The sequence below is a fragment of the Streptomyces sp. SLBN-31 genome, assembly GCF_006715395.1.
Classification (GTDB): Bacteria; Actinomycetota; Actinomycetes; order Streptomycetales; family Streptomycetaceae; genus Streptomyces.
This window is the reverse complement of sequence record NZ_VFNC01000001.1, coordinates 3,296,685-3,319,255: the sequence shown is the minus strand read 5'-3', so window position 1 is coordinate 3,319,255 and position 22,571 is coordinate 3,296,685. Positions and strand designations below refer to the sequence as shown.

The following is a 22,571-nucleotide window of genomic DNA, read 5'->3' as shown; positions in this document are numbered from 1 at the left end:
AGAGTGCGGCGGAGGCTGCTGGTTCACCGGAGTTGTGTGAAGAACTGCCACACGACCGCGGATGTCCAGGTACGCCAACCGTCGCCGGTGGAACCGTCGATGGGGCCCGGGTCGTGGCCCGCCCCGTCGAACGCGGCCCAGACGACGGGGTATCCGGACCTGCATCCGGAGTAGGCGGTGATGGTGTGCGTCAGACTGCCGTAGGCCGGCTCGGGCGGGTTCTGCGGGGTGCAGCCGTTCGTCCGGACGAAGGTGTCACGCAGTTGCCGTCCCAGCGAGATGGGCAGCACGTTGTCCCGGATGCCGTGCAGACCCATGTACGCGATGGGCTGGTTGCCGCCGTTGCATCCACTGAGGTTCGCGCCGGAGTAGACCGCGACCGCACGGAAGACCGTCGCACGGGAGCAGGCGAGGGCGTAGGACATGGCGCCGCCGTAGCTGAAGCCGGCGGCGAACAACTGGGTGGTGTCGACGCACAGGCCCGCTTCGATCTGGCTGACCATGGCGTCGACGAAGGCCAGGTCCTGACCGCCGGAGTTGGCCCAGCCGTTGCCGATGCCCTGCGGGGCGACGAAGATCGTGCCGTTGTTCGCGCCGTCCGCCAGGCGACGCAGGCCGTAGTAGGACCAGTTGTAGCCGTCCGTGCCGCCCGAGTCGACGTCGCCCGCCGTTCCGCCTCGCCAGTGGAAGCCGAAGATCAGCCGGTGGGGGTGGTTCCTGTCGTAACCGGCGGGGACGCGCAGGATGTAGCTGCGGGTCTGGCCACCGCTCTGGATCGTGTGCGTGCCGCTCGTCAGCGCGGGTGCCTTGCCGCAGCCGGCGGTCGCCTGTACCGCACCCTTGGTCGTCGAGGGCGTCTCAAGGGCGCTGCCGTACGAGGTGCTCGCTGCTGTCAGGACGAGGAGTACCGCAGCCGCGAGCGACTTTAACAGTGGCATGCGTTTCATACGTTCCTTCTTCCGTGGTCGGGGATGGGCAGGGTCTTCGTTCGGCGGTCGGTTCATGTGCCGGTGATGGTCCATGCGTTGTTGCCGCTGGCGTTCGGGGTCCACATGACCGCGGTCGAGCCCGCAGTGGTGCTGCCGCTGCCGTCGAGTGCGGTGCCCGTGCCGCGGTTGATGATCTGGTAGCGGTTGTTGCCGAGGCTGTTCAGCGACCACTGCTGGTTGGTGCCGCCGTTCCAGACCGCCTGCCGGGCGGTCGCGCCGTTGGCGGAGTTGCCCCAGCTGTCGGCGGCCATGCCGTTGGCGCGGTTCATGATGCGGTGGTAGCCGTTGCCGAGGTCGATCAGCCGCCACTGCAGGTTGGGGCTGCCGTCGTAGTTCCACTGCTTGAGGTTGGAGCCGGAGGCGACGTTGCCGCCGCTGTCGAGCACCAGCCCGCTGGTCACATTGGCGATCTTCACCCAGGTCGTGGAGCCGCCCGGTGCGCCGAGGACGGGAATCTCGCCGGAGAAGGTCAGCTTGACGGTGTAGGCGAGGGCGCTGAACGGCGGGTTCGACGAAGGCATGGCCAGGTGCAGGCCGGAGGCGTCCTGGGTCGGGGCGGGCAGGTCGACATATCTGCCGGCGGCGTTGTCGAGCAGTTGGGCGCCGGTCAGGCTGCTGAGGTTGATCTGGCCGGAGTTCAGCGTGGTGACGGTCATCGTCGCGCCCTGCCAGCCCAGCGCGGTGGCGTAGAGGACCTTGTTGTCCTGGCTGCGGGTGAAGCGGATGTCCTGTGGTTTGCCGGCCACCGGTCCGCTGAAGGAGCCGCCGCCCATCTTGGTGGGGCCCTCGCCGTAACTGGACCACGAACGCGTGCCGTAGACAGCCTCTCCGAAGCGGCCGAGCCAGTCCCCCATGGCAAGCAGGATCGACTGCTGCCCGGAGGGGATGGTGCCGTCGGCCGTCGGAGCGATGTTGAGCAGCATGGTGCCGCCCTTGCTGACCCGGTCGATCAGCGAGTGCAGCAGCGCCTGCGTCGAGTAGTAGCCGATGCCCACCGTGTAGCACCAGCTGGAGGAGGAGATGCTGTCGTCCGTCAGCCAGTACGGGGTGAGCAGTCCTGCCGGGCCGCCGCGCTCGAAGTCGTAGACCTCGCCCTTGTTGTCGAGCCCGTCCTTGTAGGTCGCGACCACGTCCTTGTTCCAGGCGACCGCCTGGTTGTAGTAGTGCGCGAGGAACTGCAGCCGGTAGGACTCCTGCACCAGGTTCAGGTCGAAGTCCTGCCACAGCAGGTCGGGGCGGTAACCGTCGATGACCTCGACCAGCTTGTCGTACCAGAGCTTGTTCTCCGCCGCCGAGCCCTGCTGTCCGTACAGGACGCGCAGGGCGGGGTCCGACTGGGACGGGACGTGGTCGTAGAAGCCGTTGAAGTGGTAGGCGTGGTGCAGCGAGGCCATGAACTTCAGGCCCTGCCCGCGGATGGCCTGCGCGTGCAGGGCGACGAGGTCGAGTCCGGGCCCGTGCTGCACGGAGTTCCACGGGTTGGCGCGGCTGTTCCACATGGAGAAGCCGTCGTGGTGCTCGGCGACCGGTCCGGCGAACCGGGCACCCGCCGACTTGAACAGACGGGCCCAGGCCTCCGGATCCCAACTGCCGCCCTGGGACACCGGTTTGGGCGCGAACTGGACGTGGTTGCCCGCCTTGTCGCGGGCGCCGTCGATGAAGTTGTGGTACGGCCACACCGAGGGGTCGCCGTAGGTGGCGATGTGGTGCTTGTTCTCGTTCGAGCCGCCGATGTACATGTTGCGCGGATACCACTCGTTACCGAACGCGGGGACGCTGAAGGCGCCCCAGTGGTAGTAGATGCCGAACTTGGCGTCCTGGAACCAGGCCGGGGCCGGGGGGTGTTGGTCGACGGAGGACCAGGTCGCGGTGTAGCTCGCGGGTCCGTCGGTCGCGGCTGCCTCGGGGGCGAACCGCAGCAGGCCGAAGGCCGTGGCCGCGCCGGCCGCCGCCAGCAGGCCGCGGCGGCTGATCGGGTGGGGGGAGGAAGTCATGCGGAGCCTCTCAACGTCTGCGAGACGAAGGTCAGTTGCGGGTCCAGGTCTGGTTGCCGGCGCCGTTGCAGGTCCACAGCTCCAGCAGGGTGCCGTTGGCCGTTGCCGCGCCGGTGGGGCCAGGGCGAGGCCCATGGTGGGATACGGCAGGTTGGGCGTGATCGCCGCGACCACCGGCCAGTTGAGATAAGCGGTCATCCGGCCGTCGATGTATCCGCGGTTGATCCCGCGGGCCATGGCCGTCGCTCCCCCGTTGTAGTCGTCCGAGCCGTTCTCGCTTGCCCACAGGGGCCTGCCGGACGACGTGGCGGCCGACGGCACCGAGCAGTTGGACTGGGCAGAGCGGTAGCCGCAGGGGTAGTGCGTGCCGATGACGCCCACCGCGGCGGCGAACGCAGGGTTGGAGTTCACGTCGTTCGCCACGCCCCAGTCCGAGTCGGCCGCGACGATCTTGACGCTGCCGTACCCGTTGCTGTTGAGCGCGCTGCGCAGTTGCTCGTACCAGGAGACGTTGTAGCCGCGCTCGTTCCAACCGCCGAGGTAGTCGATGGACAGTCCGTGCTGTTTGGCGCAGCCCAGCCATGAGACCAGGTAGTTGACCATGTCCGTGGACCAGAAGTTCCCGCCGCCGATCCATCCCGGGGCGCCCCAGGCGAGCCCGTACAGCTTGATGCTCGGGTTGCGGGCTTTGGCCTGCTCCATCAGCCACCATTCGTAGCCGCGGTCGCAGTTCAGGTCGGAACGGGTGTGCTGGTGGCTCGGCTCGGCGCCCGAGGTGGAGTTGGTGTCTCCGCCGATCTCGGCCTTGAGGAGCTGCAGGGAGGCGCCGTAGCCGGGCTTGAAGAGGTAGTCGAGGATCTGCCCGCGCTGAGGTTCGGGATAGTCGATCAGGAGTCTGCTGTTGCCGCCTCCGCCGCTGATCGCGCCGACGCCGTCGAAGGTCCGGCCGCCCGAGGTGCCGTCGACGGTGATGGAGGTGGCGGCCCGGGCCGGGGCGGCGGCCGTTCCCACGAGGCCGCCGGCGGCCAGGACGAGGCCCGTGAGCACGGCCGTCGAGGCACGCAGGCGCCGCAGCAGCCGTCTGAATGCTGACACGGTCGGGTTCCTTTCGCAGGTGGGGTCCGGGGGCGTCTCACGCGTCAGTTGCGCGTCCACTGCTGGTTGGACCGGCCGTTGCAGGCCCACAACTGCACGGGGGTGCCGTCGGCGGTGGCGGCGCCGGTGACGTCCAGGCACAGACCGGACGGGGTGCTGGTGATCGTGCCGTTGGCGTTGGGCGTCCACTGCTGGTTGGACTGGCCGTTGCAGGTCCAGGTGATGACCTTGATGCCGGGGCTGGTGCCCTGTCCCGAGGCATCCAGGCACAGGCGGCTGCCGCCCACGGTGACGGTCAGCTCATGGGAGGCCGTCTGGGACCAGGTCTGGTTCGCCGCGCCGGTGCAGGCACGGATCTGCGTCTGCGTTCCCGGCGTCGTGGAACCGCCCGGCACCTCCAGGCATTTGCCCGCCCCCACCGCACGCAGCGGACCCGGCGTGCCTCCCCCACCGCTGCCCGTCCCGTAGCCGGCGGCGGTGATGCTGGCCTGTACGGCGTTCTCGGTGGCGTCGGAGGGGTAGCCCGCCGTCATCGCGCCTTCGAAGAACTCGCCCTGCCCCGATGGGCTGTTGTCACCGCCGGTGCCGAGCAGGACCGAACTGTCCACCTTCATCGGCGAGTAGCCGTTGGGCAAGGGTCCGGAGAAGGTGGTGGTCAGGCCCCCGCTCGCCCCGTTGCCGTATTTGAGGGTGAAGTTGGTGGTGCCGTTGTTCTTCAGCCAGGCGCTGACGAACGGATAGTGCACGCCCTGGTTGTTCGGGTCCTTGTTGGAGCCGGTGTTGGTGTGGAACATGCCGTTCTCCAGGTCGGCCTCGACCCACGGACCGCTGCCGGTGCAGCCGCCGAACCAGCAGGCGTTGCCCCAGTAGATGGCGTTCATGGTGGCGTTGCCGGTGTCGGTGTGGGTGTTCTCGCCGCTGCCGTAGTCGAAGCAGCACCACTGGTTGGTGTAGTTCGACGAGGTCACCATGTAGATGCCTTCGGGCTGGGAGCCGGTGGCCACGCCGCTCGCGTGGTCGAGCCGGTAGCCGACACCTGGGGTGACCTTCACGCCGAAGACCTGATGTCCGGCCGCGGTCACCGGCAGGGCCATGGCGTCCGCGCCCACGTCGGATCCGTTGGGGCCGGGGCCCTTCCAGTAACCGCCCCAGGAGATCGGCAGGTCGTTGTGCCGGGAGGTCTGGTCGTAGATCTTCGTGATCGTGCACGACGTGCCCGCGCAGAACGACACCTGGGACGCGGCATCGGCGTATCCACCGGCGGCGAGCACCCCGATGTCGCGGTAGGCGTGGTCGGAGGACCGCTGGATCTGGTACAGCGGCCCGTTGTACGCCGTGAAGAGCGCCCTGGTCGTGGAGTGCGCCGTCACGCACGGCGTGCCGCCCGCGGCGTAGATGTCGCAGGGAAGGGAAGAGCCCGCGGCGGCAGGGGCCGAGGCGTGGACGGCCGTACTCGTGCCGGCCCGTGGGGACGTGGCGAACGCCGGCGTGCCCAGTGCGGCCAGGGCCATAGCCAGGGCGATCAGGAACGCGGCCGGGAGTCGACCTCGGCGGCGATCGGTTGCTGATCCGGGCAAGGAGACCTCCTCTGTGGCGGTGCGGAGGGGCGGCACGGAGTCAGCCCAGCGTCCATCGCTGGCTGCTGCTCCCGTTGCACGTCTGGAGCTCCGTGAGGGCTCCGTCGGCCGTGGCGCCCGCGGCGACGCCCAGGCACAGGCCGGACTGGCGGCCGGTGACCGTGCCGTCGGAATTCAGCGACCACTGCTGGTTGCTCTGGCCGTTGCACTGCCAGATCTCCACCTTCGTGCCCGGCGTGGTCTGGTTGTCGTAGGCGTCCAGGCACAGCTGACCGCTGCCCGAGTAGACGGTGAGCTGGTCGGAGGCGGTGTGCGTCCAGGTCTGGTTGGCGCCGCCGTTGCAGGTCCAGATCTCCACCCGGGTGCCCGCGGTGGTGGTCGAGTTCGGTACGTCCAGGCACTTGCCCGAACCGACGGCGTGCAGTGGGCCGGTCACAGCGGTCGTACCGCCGCCGGTGCCGCCCGCGACCCGGTACATCACGGTGCCGTGGGCCGGCACCGAGGCGCTGATGGTGCCGGAGGTGGTCGAGGTGGCGCCCGACCACAGGTCGGTGAGGGTGTAGGAGGTCGCCCCGGTCTTGCCGATGGCGGCCGCGGTGGTGGTGATGGTCGCCGTGGAGCCCGTCTCGTTGAACAGGGCCACCGACACGTCCCCGTTGGCCAGCGGCTTGGCCAGCACGTCCAGGCCGCCCGAGGAGGACACGAGGGTGCCCTGCTTGCCGAGGGGGTCCTGGTCGACCGCGATCACGCGGGAGTTGGTGAGGACGGACAGGGTGGAGGCGCTGGCCTGCGGGATGTTGGTGCCGGCGATCAGCGGTGCGGCCATCTCCGCCCACAGACTGAACTCACTGCGGTTCTCGGTGGCCGTCATCGAGCCGTTGCCGATCTCCAGCATGTCCGGGTCGTTCCAGTGGCCCGGTCCGGCGTAGGAGGCCAGTCCGACGTTGCTGTGGAAGATCGACAGCATGCTGGAGTACGTGGGGCTGATGTCTCCGGTGGTGCGCCAGCTGTTTCCCACGCTCGCACCCCAGGTCCACACGTTCTCCTGGCCCCAGTTGCACAGGCTGTACAGGATCGGCCGCCCGGTGGCCGCCAGGGCGTCCCGCATCGTGGTGTAGCGGGTGCGCGCGGGGACGCCGTTGTTGTTGCAGTTGTCGTACTTGAGGTAGTCCACGCCCCACGACGCGAAGGACTGCGCGTCCGTGGTCTCGTGTCCGAGGCTGCCCGGGTATCCCGCGCAGGTCGCGGTGCCCGCGTCCTCGTAGATGCCCAGCTTCAGCCCCAGCGAGTGGACGTAGTCGGCGGTGCCCTTGATGCCGTCGGGGAACTTGGCCGGGTCCGGCACCAGGTGTCCGCCGGAGTCCCGGTTGTGGGTCATCCAGCAGTCGTCGATGTTGACGTACGTGTAACCCGCCGCCTGCATGCCGTTGGTGTGCATCGCCTGGGCGGTGGACTTGATCAGCGACTCGGAGACATTGCAGCCGTACGCGTTCCAGTCGTTGAAGCCCATCTGCGGGGTGGGCGCGAGCCCGTTGCCGAGCGCGGCGGCGGGCTGCGCCGTGCCGAGGAAGAGGAGCGGGGCGGCCGCCGTGAGCAGCACGGTCGAGAAGACGAGCGCCAGGATTCTGCGCAGGGACGGGAGCGGGGGCAGGGGCCGTAAGCGTCTGGTTCCCGGTGTGGTCGTGGGCATAAGTCATCGACTCCTGGGCCGAGTTGAGGGCGAGGTGGGTCAGCGGTAGCCGGCGGCGGTGATGTTGGCCTGCACGGCGTTGTCGGTCGCGTCGGAGGGGTAGCCGGCGACCATGGCGCCCTCGTAGAAGGTGCCGGCGCTCAGGTTGGCGCCGCCGCCGGGCTTGCAGCAGTCGCCGCCGCTGCCGAGGACGATGGCACCCTGTTTCTTCATCGGGCTGTATCCGCCGGGAAGTCCGCCGTCCCACAGCGTGGTCAGGGCCCCTGACTGGGCGTTGCCGCCCTTGAGGGCGAACCTCGAGGTGCCGTTGTTCTTCAGCATCGCGGTGACGAACTTGCTCGGAAACGCCCGCTGGTTGGGGTTCCAGGACTGGCTGCCGCCCGGGTACAGGCCCCACTCGAGATCGGCCTGCACCCAGGGACCGCTGCCGGAGCAGCCGCCGAACCAGCACTCGGTACCGAAGTTGATCGCGTCCATCGCCCCGGCGGCGTCGGCCTTCCTGGTCGTCTCGCTGTTGCCGTAGTCGAAGCAGCAGCCACCGTTGACGTGGGTGCCGCTGGTCACCATGTACGCCCCTTCGGGCGCCGAACCGGTCGGCACGCCCGTCAGATGGCCGTCCCGCCAGTAGCTGTTGCCGGGGTTGATGTACAACGAGTACGCCTTGGTGCCGCCGGCGGTCAGTGACTCCGAGGTCGCCTTCGCGGGACTGCTCTGGCTCGATCCGGGGACCTGTGCCGACCCCTGGTACCAGAGGTCGTTGCCGTGTCCGGACTGGTCGCGGACGACCGTGATCACGCACGAGGTGCCCCCGCAGAACGCGTCCTGGCCGGCCGCATTCGCGAACCCGCCCGTCGCCAGCACTCCGATGTCCTTCGTCGCGTTGTCCGAGGCGCGCCTGACCTGGTACAGGGGGCCGTTGTACGAGGCGTACAGCGCCCGCACCGTGCTGTGCGCGGCCACGCACGGCGTGCCGCCGGCGGCGTAGATGTCGCACGGCCCCGGGCTGCCGGGCGGGGGCGGAGCCGTCGCCGTGGTCCACTTCTGGTTGCTCTGGCCGTTGCAGGTCCACAGGATGACCGCCGTGCCGTTGGCCGTTGCCGCCCCGTTGACGTCCAGGCAGAACCCGGACGCGGTGCCGGTGACGGACCCGTCGGAGTTCTCGCGCCACGTCTGGGTCGCCGATCCGTCGCACGGGCGGATGACCACTGGGGCCCCGGGCGCCGTCCGGTTGTCGTAGGCGTCCACGCACCTGGTGCCGTTCATTGTCCTCAGCTCGCCCGCAGCCGTGAGCTCGAACGCCTGGTTGGCCTGGCCGTTGCAGTCCCAGATCTGCAGTGCGGTGCCCGACGTGTCGACGTTGCCCCTGACATCGAGGCAGCGTCCCGACGCGGAACTCACCAGGGACGCCGCGGATGCCGGTGCCGACCACGTCGGCGCGCCGGCCAGCAACATGGCCAGCATGGCCAGCACGCATACGGCTGCGGCCGCCGGTAAGCGTGGCGTGCGAGCCGCGGGGCGGCAGGGCGGAGCGGATGAAGGCTGCATTCCGTGTCCTCGGTGTGCGGGGGGGAAGGGGACGGAAAGTGCTGTGCCTGCCCGAAAGGGCTCGAAAAGGGGTGTCGACCGCTCCCGTCAGTTCGCCCGAGAGCGCCCACAAGGAACACTCAGACATCCCATGACGCATAGTGATCTCACAGGCTCGCAGCCGTGTCAATAGCGCTGTCCAGGTAATCGAAGACGCTATTCATCCCATGTCTGACGCTCGATGGAGGCCGTTCGAGGGCATGCCGAAAGCCGCGTCCGGCGACGACCGCCGTGCCGGACGCGGTGTTCACGGACCCCGGTCACCTCACATGAGGTTCCACTGCTGGTTGGCGCCGCCGTTGCAGTCCCACAGGACCAGTTGGGTGCCGTCGGCGGTGGACGACTCGGGATCGTCGAGGCAGCGGCCGGAGGCAGGATTGCGGTAGCCGCCGCCGTAGGACTGCCACTGCTGGTTACTGCCGCCGTTGCAGTCCCAGATCCCGATCCTGGTGCCGTTGGCGGTGCCGCGGCCGGTGGCATCGAGGCACTTGCCGAGCGCCCGCAGCGTGCCGTCGGAGCGGGCGGACCATTGCTGCGCGGCGGAGCCGTTGCATGTCGCGATGTCCACGGCGGTCCCGTTGGCGCTGTTGCCGCCGCTCACGTCAAGACACTTGCCTGCGATTCCGGAGCGGACCTGGCCGTCCGCCGATGGCGGTGACTTGATCCAGCCCGCCGCGTCCGCGGCCTGTACCCCCGTGTTGAAGGCGTCCGCCATCTTGCGGAAGCCGTTGTCATTGGGATGCAGGGAATCGGACAGGTCAGCGCTGGTCAGGGCGCTCATGTCCACCAGGCGTACGTGCTTGCCGGCGGCCTGCTCCGCCTGGACGATCCCGGGCAGCTTGGCGTTGAATGCGGGTCGGTTGGCTTCCTCGGTGCCGCTCGTGGAGACGATCACCGTGCCGACCAGGACGGTGGCGTCGGGGGCGTCGCGGACGATCTGGTCGATGAGCGCACGCAGCCGGTCGGGCGCGGTCGGGATCTGGTAGTTGCCGTTGAGGTCGTTGGTGCCGATCTCCAGGGTGACCACGTTAGGGCGGTAGCGGGCCAGCACGGAGTCCGCGATGCCGGCGATCTGGTCGATCCGCCAGCCGGAGTGGCCTTCGTTGTCCGGGTCGGACATGCCGCCGTTGCGGCCCGAGCCGACGAAGTCCAGCGTGTGCCCCTCGGACGCCAGCTGGTTCCACAGGAAGCTGCGGTAGCTGTTTCCGGACGGGCTGCCGACGCCCCAGGTGATCGAGTCACCCAACGGCATCAGCCGCAGGGCGGCGGGCGCTGCGGCGGCACGGTCCGCGGAAGGCGGCGACCCGCTGCCGGTGGCGGCCGTCGCGGGTGACGCGGCGCCGATGCCCAGCGCGGCCGTCAACGCCACGGCCAGAGGTAAGAGGTACTTCTTCATGAGCGTTCCTCACTGGTGCGGGACAGTGGGTGGGGGCGAACGAACACACGAATCGGTCAGCTGAGGTTCCACTGCTGGTTGGAGCCGCCGTTGCACGGCCAGAGTTCGGCCAGGGCGCCGTTGGCCGTGGAGGCACCGGTGACATCGAGGCAGAGCCCGGACTGGGTGCCGATGACGGTGCCGTCGGAGTTGAGCTGCCACTGCTGGTTGGCGCCGCCGTTGCACGGCCAGGTCACCACCTTGGTGCCGGCCGAGGTCTGGTTGTTGTACGCGTCCAGGCACAGCTGACTGCTGCCGCTGTAGACGGTCAGCTGACCGGAGGACGTGCGGGTCCAGGTCTGGTTGGCGCCACCGCTGCAGTCCCAGATCTGCAGCTGCGTACCAGCCGTGGTGGAGGAGTTCGGCACGTCCAGGCACTTGCCCGCGCCCGCCGCGTGCAGCGCGCCGGTACTCGTACCGCCTCCGGAGGAATTGCCGTAGCCGACCGCGGTGATGTTGGCCTGGACCGCGTTCTCGGTGGCGTCCGACGGATAGCCGGAGGTCATCACGCCCTCGTAGAAGGTGCCTTGGGCGCCCTTGCTGTTGTCGCCGCCGATGCCGAGGATGATGGCGCCCTGCTTGCGCATCGGGTTGTAGCCCGCGACGTTGGGGCGGACCCCGTCGTAGAAGGTGGACAGGGCACCGGACTGGGCGTTGCCGCCGCGGATGGCCCAGTGGTTGGGGCCGCCCTTGATGATGGCGGTCGTGTAGCGGTGGCTGATGGAGGGGTCGCCCGCGTTGTAGTGCTGGTTGACCCCGGAGAAGAGGCCGTTCTCCAGATCGGCCATGATCCAGGGGCCGTTGCCGCTGCCGTAACCCCAGACCTTGATGTTGCCGAAGTAGATGGCCTCCATCGTGCCGTTGCCGTCGTCGTTGCTGTCCGTCTCGGCGTTGCCGTAGTCGAAGCAGCAACCGCCGTTGTAGTGCGTCCCGTCCAGGATCGCGTACATGCCCTCCGGGTTGTCCCCGGTGGCGATGCCGTTGGTGTGGTTGTTGCGGTAGCCGGTGCCGGGTGCCACGAAGACGCCGTAGGCCTTGTGGCCGCCCACCGTGGTGGGGGCGGCGGTGGCGTTGGCGAGGTTGTCGGGGCCGCCCGCGGCACCGCCGCCGGGCGCCTGGGTGAGGTTGTTGCCGCGGCCCGACTGGTCGTAGACGACCGTGATCAGGCAGGTCGTCCCCGAGCAGAACGAGTCCTGGGCGGAGGCGTCGGCATACCCGCCCGCGGTCAGGACGCCGATGTTCCGAGTGGTGTTGTCCGAGGAACGACGGACCTGGTACAGCGGCCCGTTGTACGAGGCGTACAGGGCGCGCGTCGTGCTGTGCGCCGCAACGCAGGGGGTGCCGCCCGAGGCGTAGATGTCGCAGGGACCGGTCGTGGCCGCGCGGGCCGTTCCGGCCGTGGCCGTCGCCCCGGCCAGAGCTCCGGCGACGAGGGCGGCCGCGGCGCCGACCCGGGCCGACGTCCACCACCGGGAACGGGCCGGGCGCACGGCTGTCGCGGGTGACGGTCTCACTCTGTGCCGTACGGCGGTCAGCAGGGCGCCGCGGCCGGGCAGCCGGCGGCGTCTTGTCCGTGTGGTTCCCATCTGAACTCCCTACGTGCCGGCGCAACCCGCGCGGGGTGTGGTGGTGGCGCTGACGAGTGTCGAAGCGCTCGAACGTGCCGTGGTGCAGTGGGATTGCAGAGAGGTTCCGGGGGAGACGATGCTCCGGGTCTTGCGGGGTGGTAAAGCGTGCGGAGTCCCCTGCTGTGAACCTCGTCGCGAATCGATTCGACTGCTGATTCACGCGGTTCGCAAGGCGTTTGCAGCGTCGAAAAGTTGCGGTGCGGCGGCGGACGGACGACAACGCGGTCGCCTGCGCCGTGGATGCCGCGGGCCACGCGGGTGAGGCCGACGGCGGGGCCCGGCCCTCTGAGGACTCCTCATTACGCCCATGAGCTGGGGCGTGGTGGTGCGTCGCACCAAAAAGGCCAGCACGCAGAAAGCGACCCATGCGATGCTCTTCTGACGGTACGTCGGCTTCGGAGCCCCCTCCGGCGGTACGCCAGTGACTCCGCGGACAGCCGGTCCCGACCTCCCGTCGAAGCGCTTACGTCGAACCGATTCGCCTACGGTTCACGGTCTTTGCCGGAAGGCGGAACACACGTGCGGCTCAGGCCGATTCGCGGACGATCAGTTCCGTACGCAGGATGACGTGCCGCCAGGCGACGAAGGGCTCCTCCATCTCCTCCAGCAACAGTCTGATCATGGCTCGTCCCATGTCCTCCACCGGCTGACGCACGGTCGTCAGGCGTGGCTCGGTGCGCTGGGCCAGTGAGAAGTCGTCGAATCCGATCACGGCGACGTCCTCCGGCACCCGCCGTCCGGCCGCCCGCAGCGCCTGCAGCGCCCCCGCCGCCGAGGTGTCGGACGCGGCGAGGACGCCGTCGATCTCCGGGTGTCGTCGCAGGAGTTCCGCCATGGAGCGGCGCCCGCTGTCCTCGGTGAAGTCGCCCTCGGCGACCAGGGACCGCGAGCCTTTCAGACCGGCCGATTCCAGGGCGTCCTGATAGCCGCGCAGCCGGCATTGGGCGACGTACATGTCCAGCGGGCCCGTGATCGTGGCGATCGTCCTGCGGCCCTGTTTCAGCAGACGGGACACGGCGTTGCGGGCACCGCCGACGTTGTCCGCGTCCACGTAGCTGATGTACTCGTCGCCCGAGCGGCGTCCCAACAGCACGGTCGGCAACCGCGCCTCGGCCAGCATGTCGGGCAGTCGATCGTCGGCGTGCACGGACATCATCAGGACCCCGTCGACCCGGCCGCCCCGCGCGTACTCCAGGAAGCGTTGGCGCTCGTCCTCCGAACGGACCAGGGTCAGCAGCAGTTGCATCCCGGTGTCCGCCAACGCGTCGCCGAGCGAGCGGACGATCTCCGAGAAGAAGGGCTCGGCGAACATCCTCCAGTCCGGCTCCGTGAGCACCAGCGCCACCGCGTCGGCCCGTCTCCCGGCCAGGGACCGGGCGGCGAGGTTGGGCACGTACCCCAGTTCCTCGATGGCGCGTTGCACGGCACGGCGTGTCGACTCCTTGACTCCGGCCGCGTTGTTGACGACTCGGGAGACCGTGCCCCGCCCCACCCCGGCGTGGGCGGCCACCTCTTCCAGCGTCGGCGCCCCAGGGCGTCGCTTGCCCATCACCACCTCCCCCACGAGATCACCGATCCTACGGCCCGAGGTACGGGGCACACGACTCTTCGGCGCGTCATCAACTGAGGCCTGGCCGAAGGAAGTCGGGATCGAAGACCGTCGTGGGGGTGGTGGTCGTCGCCGGGCGGGGCGGGCGGTTCCTCCCGCCCGCCCCGGTGGGGGGCCGTCAGGCGACGCGTGCCGGCGCTTCTAGGCCGTGGTGCAGGCCGTTCCGTTCAGGGTGAAGCCGGCCGGCTTGGCGAAGGTCCCGTCGTAGGTGCCCTGGAACCCGAAGGACACCTGTCCGCCGGCCGCGATGTTCCCGTTGTACTGCGTACCGCCGGCCGTCACCGCCCCCGAGGAGCCGGAGAGGTTCGCGTTCCACGAACTCGTGACCTTCTGTCCCGCGGGCAGGGTGAAGGCCAGATTCCAGCCGTTCACCGGGGAGGAACCTCCGTTGGCCACCGTGACGTCGGCGGTGAAGCCGCCCTGCCACACGTTCGTGCCGTAGGTCACCTTGCAGGCCGACGAGCCACCGGGGCCGCCGGGGGTGCCGCCGCCGAGGTTCACGGTCGAGGAGAACGACGTCACGGCCAGTCCGGCGCCGTTCTGCCAGGGCTCGAAGCCCGCCTGAACGCTCGTCAGATACCAGTTGTCCTGAGCGAGTCCACGGGAGACGGCCTGCCGGAGGAAGTCCATCACGTCGAAGCTCCAGCTGTCGATCGCCGACGGCGCGACGAAGGACAGTACGTCGTTGGAGCCGTTGTTGCCGGACCACACCTGCCACGAACGCCCGGCCACGGTGGCGGTGCCGGTCTGCGAGCCGACCGGCTGGACGGATCCCACGCGGTTGAGCCAGATCATGATCTCGGTGCGGTTCACGCCGTCGGTGCGGGGTGTGGGGTCCAGCCAGATGTCGTACGCGGCGTCGTAGACCGCGTTGTTGACGTAGCTGTAGGAAATGCTCGAGGGCGCGCTCGAGATCGAGCTCAGCCGGGCCGGGAGGTTGGTTCCGGGCGAGCAGTTGGTGTAGTGGCAGCCGTTGAACACCGAAGGGTAGGACTTCGGGGCGCCGTTGGTCGGGACCGAGCCGTCCGCCTGGGCGATCCTGAAACCGGAGTTCGTGGCGGTGATGCACTGGGTGGCGCTGGTCCCCCAGCGGTTGTTCTGAACGACGTACCGGCCCTGGATCGTGGTCGAGCCGAACTGCTCACAGATGGTCGTGTCGGCATGCGACGGCGAAGTCGCGGTCAGGAGCGCCGTCAGCGCGAGAAGTGACGTGAGCAGCGTGCCGAGCAGGGCTCGCACCCTGGCTCGCGGTTTCGAATGTTGCATGCGGTTCCTCCGCAGGGGTGTGAGGGGACGGCGAGAGCGCCCATTTGCTTGGGAGCGCTCCCAATGCAATCTCACAGGGGCAGGAGTCGAAGATCATGCCCCTGACAAGATCGGGTGCCGGGCGACCCTCGGGGGGTGAGGACCGCCCGGCGGGGTGACCCCGTCGGCTTGCGACGGAGTCGCGCACGCAAAGCTTCAGAGGGGGGCGGTTGGAGAGGCTCCGCGTACGAGCCGGCGGCCACCGACGAGGCGTCTGCGTGGCGGATCGTAACCTTCGGGCCATGGTCCGCCCCGGCCGGCGTTCGGCGCGGACCGGGGCCCGACTCCGTGCACGCGTCCGGAATTCATGTTTCTGGTTCCCTCCTTGCGAGAGCGGCTCGAGGGGGGTCAAGGCTTGAACCAGTGGGAGCGCTCCCAATAGTGGGGAAGGGGGCGGCTCCGGTCAAGACGTTAAGAAGTTGAATCGTTCGAAGCGAACGAGCTCGAAAAATCGAGCAACACCCCTGTGCAATCAGTTGTGTTGGCGCTACCGTCCGTTGCACCAGTGGGAGCGGTTCCATCAGTCGACGCATCCGTCACGATGCGCCAAGCTGCAAGGAGTCGCTCATGCGACACCCCCCGCGTTCAGCACTTTTACCATCGCCGACGAAGCCGGGTCCCACGTGAGCCGGGGCCGGCCGGTCCTGCCGGTCTCCTCGACCGCCACCGTCGCCCGGGCCGCCGCCGTCTCCTCGGCCGGCACGCGGACGGCACGGCGATCAACTCCTCCCCCGGCCTGAGAGTCGGCCCACCAGCACCAGGCGAGTCTGCTCCGTGCTGCCAACGGCACGGCCACGCGCGCCCTGCGCGTCCCTTCGGGCTGCGCGAACTCCGCACGTCCTCAACCCGCATGACCACTTCAGGGAGAAGGAACCCGCACTCATGAGTCGTACGAGAATGTCGCTCGTCGCCGCGCTTGCGCTGGTCGCCGGCACCTCCGGGACGGCGCTCCTGACGCTGCCGGCCGGCGCCGCCACCGCCTCGACCCCCTGCACCGTGGACTACAAGGTGCAGAACCAGTGGGACACCGGCTTCACCGCGGCCGTCACGGTCACCAACAACGGCACGGCCAAGTCGAGTTGGGCCGTCAAGTGGTCGTACTCCGGCAACCAGAAGGTCACGAACTTCTGGAATGCGAAGCTCACCCAGAGCGGTGCCGCCGTCACCGCGGCCAATGAGAGCTACAACGGCGCGCTGGCGAGCGGTGGTTCGGTGAGCTTCGGCTTCAACGGGTCCTACAGCGGCACCAACGCCGTGCCCGCGACCTTCACCCTCGACGGCGTCACCTGCAATGTCGACGACGGCGGCTCGGGTGGCAGCACTGGTGGCACCACCGGAGGAAGCACAGGCGGCAGCACCGGTGGCACCACCGGTGGAAGCACAGGCGGCACCACCGGTGGAAGCACAGGCGGCACCACGGGCGGCAGCACGGGCGGAGACAACGGTGGCGGCAGCGGCGGCCGGGTCGACAATCCCTATGCCGGGGCCAAGGGTTATGTGAACCCCGAGTGGTCTGCGCACGCCGCCGCCGAGCCGGGTGGCAGCCGGATCGCCGACCAGTCCACCGCCGTATGGCTCGACCGGATCGCCGCCATCAACGGCGTGAACGGTGGCATGGGCCTGCGCGCCCACCTCGACGAAGCGCTGAAGCAGAAGGGCTCCGGCGAACTCGTCGTCCAGCTGGTCATCTACGACCTGCCCGGCCGCGACTGCGCCGCCCTCGCCTCCAATGGCGAACTCGGGCCGGACGACATCGACAAGTACAAGTCCCAGTACATCGACCCCATCGCCACCATCCTGTCCGACTCCAAGTACGCGGGCCTGCGGATCGCCACGGTCATCGAACCCGACTCGCTGCCCAACCTGGTCACCAACGCCGGCGGCACCAACAGCACCACCGCCGCCTGCGTGACCATGAAGAGCAACGGCAACTACGAGAAGGGCGTCTCCTACGCCCTGGACAAGCTCGGGGCCATCCCCAACGTCTACAACTACATCGACGCCGGTCACCACGGGTGGCTCGGCTGGGACAGCAACCTCGGGCCGGCCGTGCAGGAGTTCGCCAAGGTCGCCACGACCAACGGCGCGAGCGTGAACGACGTGACGGGGTTCATCGTCAACACCGCCAACTACAGCCCCACCAAGGAACCGAACTTCAAGGTCACCGACACGGTCAACGGGCAGACCGTGCGCCAGTCGAAGTGGGTCGACTGGAACCAGTACGTGGACGAGCAGTCGTACGCCGTCGCGCTGCGGGACAAGCTGGTCGCGGCCGGGTTCAACTCCGGTCTGGGCATGCTGATCGACACCTCCCGCAACGGCTGGGGCGGCTCCGCCCGGCCCACCGGCCCCGGACCGCTGACCTCGGTCGACGACTACGTCAACGGCGGCCGCATCGACCGGCGCATCCACGCCGGCAACTGGTGCAACCAGAGCGGTGCCGGCCTCGGCCAGCGGCCGACCGCCTCTCCGGCCGCCGGAATCGACGCCTACGTGTGGGTCAAGCCCCCGGGCGAGTCCGACGGTGCCAGCTCCGCCGTCTCCAACGACGAGGGCAAGGGCTTCGACCGCATGTGTGACCCCACCTACGGTGGCAACGTCCTCAACGGCAACAACCCCACCGGCGCCCTGCCGAACGCGCCGCTGGCCGGGCACTGGTTCTCCGCCCAGTTCCGGCAACTCATGCAGAACGCCTACCCGCCTCTGTCGTGACGCGGTGACGCCGTGAAGTGGTGAGTACCCGTCGGGGCCGGTCCTCGTTGAGGCCGGCCCCGATGGATCGAGCAGGTGCCGGACTCGCGGGTCAGGGGCGTACGTCGACGTAGTCGCCGGCGGCCTTGGCGGGACCGGTGGTCGTGGAGCCCGCGAAGTTCCAGCGCCAGTAGCCGTCCCGGACCGCCTTGACCTTGGTGGACAGCGTGCCGGTGTTACTGGTGGTCACCGTGGCGACGGTGGTGTAGGTGCTGCTGTCCTTCGGACGGAACTGGAGTTTCACGGCCCGGCCCGCGTATCCCGCGTACCGGTAGGTGTCCCAGTTGGCCCGGACGAGCTTGCCGGTGACGGTGATGTAGGCGCCCTTGGAGACGGGTTCCGGCGCGGCGTTCACGGTCAGCTGCGCCGCTCGCTTGAGGCCGAAGGACCCCACGCTCGGGGCGAACACGGAGTCGCCGTCGTTGGCGTCGACCAAGGTGTCGACCGACCAGGTGCCCGCGTTGGCGTTCGCCAGGTCCACCGGGTCGTCGCTTCCCGGGGCCGGGTGCGCGTTGACGGTGAACACCATGGTGCACGCCGTACCGCTCTCGCACATGGCATCGGTGGTGTAGAAGCCGCCGTGCGGCCCCTTCAGATCCACGTCCGCGGAGAGCAGGCCCGAGTCGTCCGACCCGGTGACGGTCACCGGGAACGACACGTTGTGCGTGATGCCCACGATCACGTCGTGCCCCGAGTTGACGGTGACACCGCTGACCACGGGATCGCTCGGTGTGCTGTCGGACGCGGCGTCGGCCGAGGCGCCGGCCCCCACCAGAAGGCCGGCGGCGGCCCCCACCACCGCGCCTGTACGTATCACCCCGGCAACAGGTCTACGGATCATGATTCCTCCCCGGAACAAAGGCCCTGTTGCCAACCACCCCACGAGCGGCGGCGCTTGACGGTGAGAGCTGTGAACGGACGTGTGTCACCCCGTACGACTGCCGAACCCGGTCGACCGTTGCCCTGCGCGGGGCGGCACTTGCGTCAACTGCTGCCGTTTGTCCGTCACTTCGCCTGGGCCAGGCGGACCGCGTCTGGGCCGGCGGGGAAGCGCAGCTGCCCGGTCGTGTCGTGCACGGCGCGCCAGACCGTCTCGGCCACGTCGCCTTCCCGGGTGAAGAGGTCCTGGCCGGCGAATTCGTCCATGGCCTTCTTCGCGAAGGCGCGGTAGGGCTCCGGCACCAGCTCGTCCGGTGAGGCGCCGTCCGTCGCCCTGGCGGCGAAGTTCGTCGTCAGACAGGCGCCCGGCTCGACCGTCCTGGCCCGCACGCCGAACGGCTCCAGTTCGAGGGCGAGGGACGCCGTGAACCCCTCGACGGCCATCTTGCTCGCCTTGTAGACGGCAGACAGCGGCATGTGCCCCAGCACCACGCTGGAGGTCACGTTGACCACCACTCCGGAACCGCGCTCCCGGAACTGCGGCAGCACCGCCTGCGTCGTCGCCATCGCCGAAGGTGTTGGTCTCGAAGACCTCGCGTACGCGGGCCATGGGTGTGCCCTCGAACACGCCCATGGAGGGCACGCCCGCGTTGTTGACCAGGACGTCGACGGGCCCCGCCGCCTCGATCGCCGCGGCGATGCTGTCGGGGTCGGTCACGTCGAGTGCGACGAGGCGGAGCCGGTCCGACTCGGGGAGGAGCCCCGGGCGCGGGGTGCGCATGGTGGCGACGACGTTCCACCCCTGCGCGTGGAAGTGGCGGGCGGTCTGCTGTCCGTAGCCGGACGAAGTGCCGGTGATCAGAAGCGTGTTCATGGCGGAGTCCTCATGACGGGATGGGATCCACGGGGCGGGATTCTCGCCTCGCGGAGGGACCGTGGGGGGTTACGGATCCCATTTCACCGGTCTGACCTGGGCAGACGGTAGAACCATCCTCGCTGCTCCGTGCACGATTCTGCCCGTTCGTCTCCCTCAGGGCAGGGCGGTCGCGGGGGTGCGTTCGGAGTTGCGGATGCGGGCCGCGTCCCGGCTGGGGGGTGCGCCGAACTGGCGGCGGTACTCCCGGCTGAACTGTGAGGGATTGTCGTACCCGACGCGCCGGCCGACCCCGGTGACGTCGCCGGGGTGGGTGGCGAGCAGCAGGCGGGCCTCCTGCAGCCGGATCTGCTTCTGGAACTGGATCGGGCTCATCGCGGTCACCGCCTGGAAGTTGCGGTAGAAGGCGGAGGCGCTCATGCCGGACATGCGCGCGACGTCCTCGACCCGGAAAGGCTCCGCGAAGTGCTCGCGGATCCAGCGCACGGCCCGGGAGATGTGGCTCAGGCCGCTGTCGGCCAGGCCGAGTTGACGCACCGTCGCCCCCTGCTCGCCGGTGATCAGCCGCCACAGGATCTCGCGCTTGATCAGGGGTGCCAGCACTGCCCGGTCCCGGGGTTCGTCCAGCAGGCGCAGCAGCCGGACCAACGCGTCCAGCAGCGGTGCCGGCGCATCGCTGACCGCGATGCCCGAGGGCGCGGCCGCACCGGCGCGGGGAATGTCTCCGGGCCCCGCCTGCAACAGCAGTTCGGCGATGGCGGACGCCTCCAGTGTGAGGCCGAAGCCGAGGGCCGGCCGCCCGGGGGCGACCTGGAGGAACTCCCCCGTGACGGGCAGGTCGACGGAGGCGACCAGGTACTGGCCGGGACCGTACTCGTAGACGCGGTCGCCGAGGGCGAGGCGTTTGGCGCCCTGCGCGATGACGGCGAGGACCGTCCCGGACATCGACGGCGACGGCGGATCCGGCCGGTCCACCTTCGAGATCAGGACGCCGTCGACGGCCGTGGTCCAGTCGGGGCGGACATGCCGCGCCAGCAAGGTGCGGATCTCTTCGAGGCACATGCCCTCATTGCAGCACCGACCGACACCTTCACCCCCTGGGTCGCGAGGATCGTGCAAGTCACGGAGAGCTTCGTTCTATCGTTTACGCAGGTCAGAGCGGTTGACTGGCATCAGTGAGCAGACAACGCCACTCCATCGACCGAGAAGAGGCATCCATGATCGCCACCTATGGTTTCCACGCCACTCTGACCGCCCGGCCGGGCATGGGCGACCGGCTCGTCGAACTCCTGCTGACAGGCCTGGACGAGGGCAGCCCCGGGGCGAGCGAACACTGCCTCGTCTATCTCGTCTCCCGCTCCGCGTCCGACCCCGACGTGGTGCAGGTGGTCGAGGGCTGGACCAGCGAGGAGGACCACCACCGGCTCTTCGCCGGCGAGGCCGCCCAGGCCATCGTGGGGCGGATCGGCGGGCTGCTCGCCAAGGAGTCCGAGTACACCGACCATGTCCCGGTCCTCGGCAAGGCCGCCTTCTGAGATCCCGACCTGCCGCGCTTCCCCTTGCCCTGCCCTGCCCTTGCCCTTGCCCTTGCCCTTGCCCTTGCCCTTGCCCTTGCCCTTGCCCTTGCCCTTGCCCTTGCCCTTGCCCTTGCAGCACAGAACGAAAGGCAGCACCTCATGACCAGCGCACGCCCGGCCCTCGACCCCGAACTCCGTGAGCTGCTGGCCGACATGCCGCTCATGTCGCGGCTCGACCCGGAAGTCCTCAGGATGCTGCGTCAGCTGCCCTCGACGCCCGTCGACACTCTCCTCGCGCGCCGGCAGGTCGACCGTCGCGAGATCACCGTGCCGGCCGAGGACGGAGTTGCCATCCCCCTGTCGGTCTATCGGTCCGCACGCGCCGAACGGCCCGAGGCCGCGCCCTGCGTGTACTGGATGCACGGCGGCGGAATGGTCATGGGCGACCGGTTCTCCCAGATCGACATCCCCCTGGAATGGCTCGACGAACTCGGCGCGGTCGTGGTGAGCGTCGAGTACCGGCTCGCCCCCGAGGCCACCGGCACCACCCTCGTGGACGACTGCTACCAGGGACTGCTCTGGATCGCGGAGCATGCCACCGAACTCGGCATCGACCCCGACCGGATCGTCGTCGCGGGCGCCAGCGCGGGTGGAGGCCTCGCCGCCGGAGTCGCCCTGCTGGCCCGCGATCTCGGCGCCCCGGCCATCGTCGCCCAGGTGCTGATCTGTCCCATGCTCGACCACCGCGCCACCACGCCCTCCAGCCGTCAGTACACCGGCGTGCCGGGCGTGTGGACCGGCGAGATGAACGCCTTCGGGTGGCGTGCCGTCCTCGGTGACCTCACCGAGGACGAGATACCCGCGTATGTCTCACCCGCGCTCGCCGACGACCTCTCGGGCCTGCCGGCGGCCTACATCGACACCGGTTCGGCGGAGGTCTTCCGCGACGAGGACGCGGACTACGCCTCCCGCATCTGGGCGGCCGGCGGTCAGGCCGAACTCCACGTCTGGGCAGGCGGTTTCCACGGCTTCGACGCCCTGTTCCCCCAGGCACGCATCTCGACCACGGCCCGTCGCACCCGCACGGACTGGCTCGCCCGCCGGCTCTCCGCATGACCGTGTGCGGGGTGGAGCACAGGTGGATCAAGAGCTGATCAATATGGGTGCATCCAAGGCAGCAAGGGTCAGCGAGAAGAGGCGTTGGAACCCGTACGCGCGGGCGTCGTGCGACACTGCTTGCACCCTCGATGTCGGCCCGCGCAAGTCGGGTGGGACAAGTGTTCTCTGCTTCACGACAAGGCGGTCACATGCAGTCGCCAACGCCGCGGTCCCGTTTCACGGCACTGTCGACGGCCATCGTCCACCCGGAGTTGACCGAGGCTGAGCACACCCAGCTGAGCCGCGTGCTGGCCGCACGGTCCACCATTCACATGGCGGAGGGCGCGCTGATGGTGCTCGGTCCCATGCGGCTCGACGACGCGGGCCGGGGCCTTGTGGATCTCTCGCGCGCTCTCACCATGCACCTGCACGTGGTGGCGGAACACATCCTGAATCTGGTGCAGGGAAAGCCCGTTCCCGACCACGTGAGCGACGCCCTGCACGACGTCCTGGCGCAGTACCGGACCTGAGAGGGACACGGCTTCG

At 69.1% G+C, this 22,571-nt stretch carries 14 protein-coding genes and 2 pseudogenes; 4 read left to right on the top strand and 12 right to left on the bottom strand.

Features of this window, described 5'->3' with window-relative positions; translation table 11 throughout:
* Positions 1-32 precede the first annotated feature (32 nt).
* From FBY22_RS15280 to FBY22_RS15235, 9 genes and pseudogenes are all read right to left on the bottom strand, one after another.
* Positions 33-947: pseudogene (locus tag FBY22_RS15280) on the bottom strand (alpha/beta hydrolase family esterase); the annotation flags it as partial.
* Between the two features lie 53 nt (positions 948-1,000).
* Positions 1,001-4,078: an alpha-L-fucosidase gene (locus FBY22_RS44880; protein ID WP_260844852.1), complete on the bottom strand. Its 3,078-nt coding sequence runs from the start codon at positions 4,076-4,078 to the stop codon at positions 1,001-1,003.
* 44 nt (positions 4,079-4,122) lie between these two features.
* Entirely contained in the window at positions 4,123-5,589 is a 1,467-nt protein-coding gene (locus tag FBY22_RS15265; RefSeq protein ID WP_142147670.1) for an arabinofuranosidase catalytic domain-containing protein, read from the bottom strand.
* A 106-nt stretch (positions 5,590-5,695) separates the two neighbouring features.
* Positions 5,696-7,345: a ricin-type beta-trefoil lectin domain protein gene (locus FBY22_RS15260; protein ID WP_142145948.1), complete on the bottom strand. Its 1,650-nt coding sequence runs from the start codon at positions 7,343-7,345 to the stop codon at positions 5,696-5,698.
* A 39-nt stretch (positions 7,346-7,384) separates the two neighbouring features.
* Positions 7,385-8,812, bottom strand: coding sequence for an arabinofuranosidase catalytic domain-containing protein (locus tag FBY22_RS15255; protein ID WP_222127795.1), 1,428 nt, complete (start codon positions 8,810-8,812; stop codon positions 7,385-7,387).
* Between the two features lie 382 nt (positions 8,813-9,194).
* Positions 9,195-10,325 (bottom strand): SGNH/GDSL hydrolase family protein, encoded by a 1,131-nt coding sequence (locus tag FBY22_RS15250; RefSeq protein WP_142145944.1) that lies wholly within the window; start codon positions 10,323-10,325, stop codon positions 9,195-9,197.
* Between the two features lie 56 nt (positions 10,326-10,381).
* Positions 10,382-11,950, bottom strand: coding sequence for an arabinofuranosidase catalytic domain-containing protein (locus FBY22_RS15245; RefSeq protein WP_260844851.1), 1,569 nt, complete (start codon positions 11,948-11,950; stop codon positions 10,382-10,384).
* Positions 11,951-12,518: 568 nt separating this feature from the next.
* A complete protein-coding gene (locus FBY22_RS15240; RefSeq protein ID WP_142145942.1) occupies positions 12,519-13,541 on the bottom strand; it encodes a LacI family DNA-binding transcriptional regulator in 1,023 nt (340 codons plus the stop codon).
* 201 nt (positions 13,542-13,742) lie between these two features.
* Entirely contained in the window at positions 13,743-14,867 is a 1,125-nt protein-coding gene (locus FBY22_RS15235; RefSeq protein ID WP_142145940.1) for a GH12 family glycosyl hydrolase domain-containing protein, read from the bottom strand.
* Between the two features lie 921 nt (positions 14,868-15,788).
* On the opposite strand from FBY22_RS15235, the gene FBY22_RS15230 reads away from it, so the two are divergent.
* On the top strand, positions 15,789-17,618 hold the full coding sequence (locus tag FBY22_RS15230; protein WP_142145939.1) for a glycoside hydrolase family 6 protein: 1,830 nt from the start codon (positions 15,789-15,791) through the stop codon (positions 17,616-17,618).
* Positions 17,619-17,709: 91 nt separating this feature from the next.
* On the opposite strand, the gene FBY22_RS15225 is transcribed toward FBY22_RS15230, so the two are convergent.
* The 3 genes and pseudogenes from FBY22_RS15225 to FBY22_RS15215 all read right to left on the bottom strand — a co-directional run bounded on the left by FBY22_RS15225 (position 17,710) and on the right by FBY22_RS15215 (position 20,472).
* On the bottom strand, positions 17,710-18,498 hold the full coding sequence (locus FBY22_RS15225; protein ID WP_142145937.1) for a calcium-binding protein: 789 nt from the start codon (positions 18,496-18,498) through the stop codon (positions 17,710-17,712).
* A gap of 164 nt (positions 18,499-18,662) precedes the next feature.
* Positions 18,663-19,410 (bottom strand): annotated as a pseudogene (locus FBY22_RS15220) (SDR family oxidoreductase).
* A 156-nt stretch (positions 19,411-19,566) separates the two neighbouring features.
* On the bottom strand, positions 19,567-20,472 hold the full coding sequence (locus FBY22_RS15215; RefSeq protein ID WP_142145935.1) for an AraC family transcriptional regulator: 906 nt from the start codon (positions 20,470-20,472) through the stop codon (positions 19,567-19,569).
* Positions 20,473-20,627: 155 nt separating this feature from the next.
* Between FBY22_RS15215 and FBY22_RS15210 the strand changes: the two genes are divergently transcribed.
* The 3 genes from FBY22_RS15210 to FBY22_RS15200 all read left to right on the top strand — a co-directional run bounded on the left by FBY22_RS15210 (position 20,628) and on the right by FBY22_RS15200 (position 22,555).
* Positions 20,628-20,945: a putative quinol monooxygenase gene (locus tag FBY22_RS15210; protein WP_142145933.1), complete on the top strand. Its 318-nt coding sequence runs from the start codon at positions 20,628-20,630 to the stop codon at positions 20,943-20,945.
* Positions 20,946-21,086: 141 nt separating this feature from the next.
* On the top strand, positions 21,087-22,043 hold the full coding sequence (locus FBY22_RS15205) for an alpha/beta hydrolase (protein WP_142145931.1): 957 nt from the start codon (positions 21,087-21,089) through the stop codon (positions 22,041-22,043).
* A gap of 191 nt (positions 22,044-22,234) precedes the next feature.
* Positions 22,235-22,555 carry an ANTAR domain-containing protein gene (locus tag FBY22_RS15200; RefSeq protein ID WP_142145929.1) on the top strand — a complete coding sequence of 107 codons (321 nt, stop codon included), beginning with the start codon at positions 22,235-22,237 and terminating at the stop codon, positions 22,553-22,555.
* Positions 22,556-22,571: the final 16 nt, after the last annotated feature.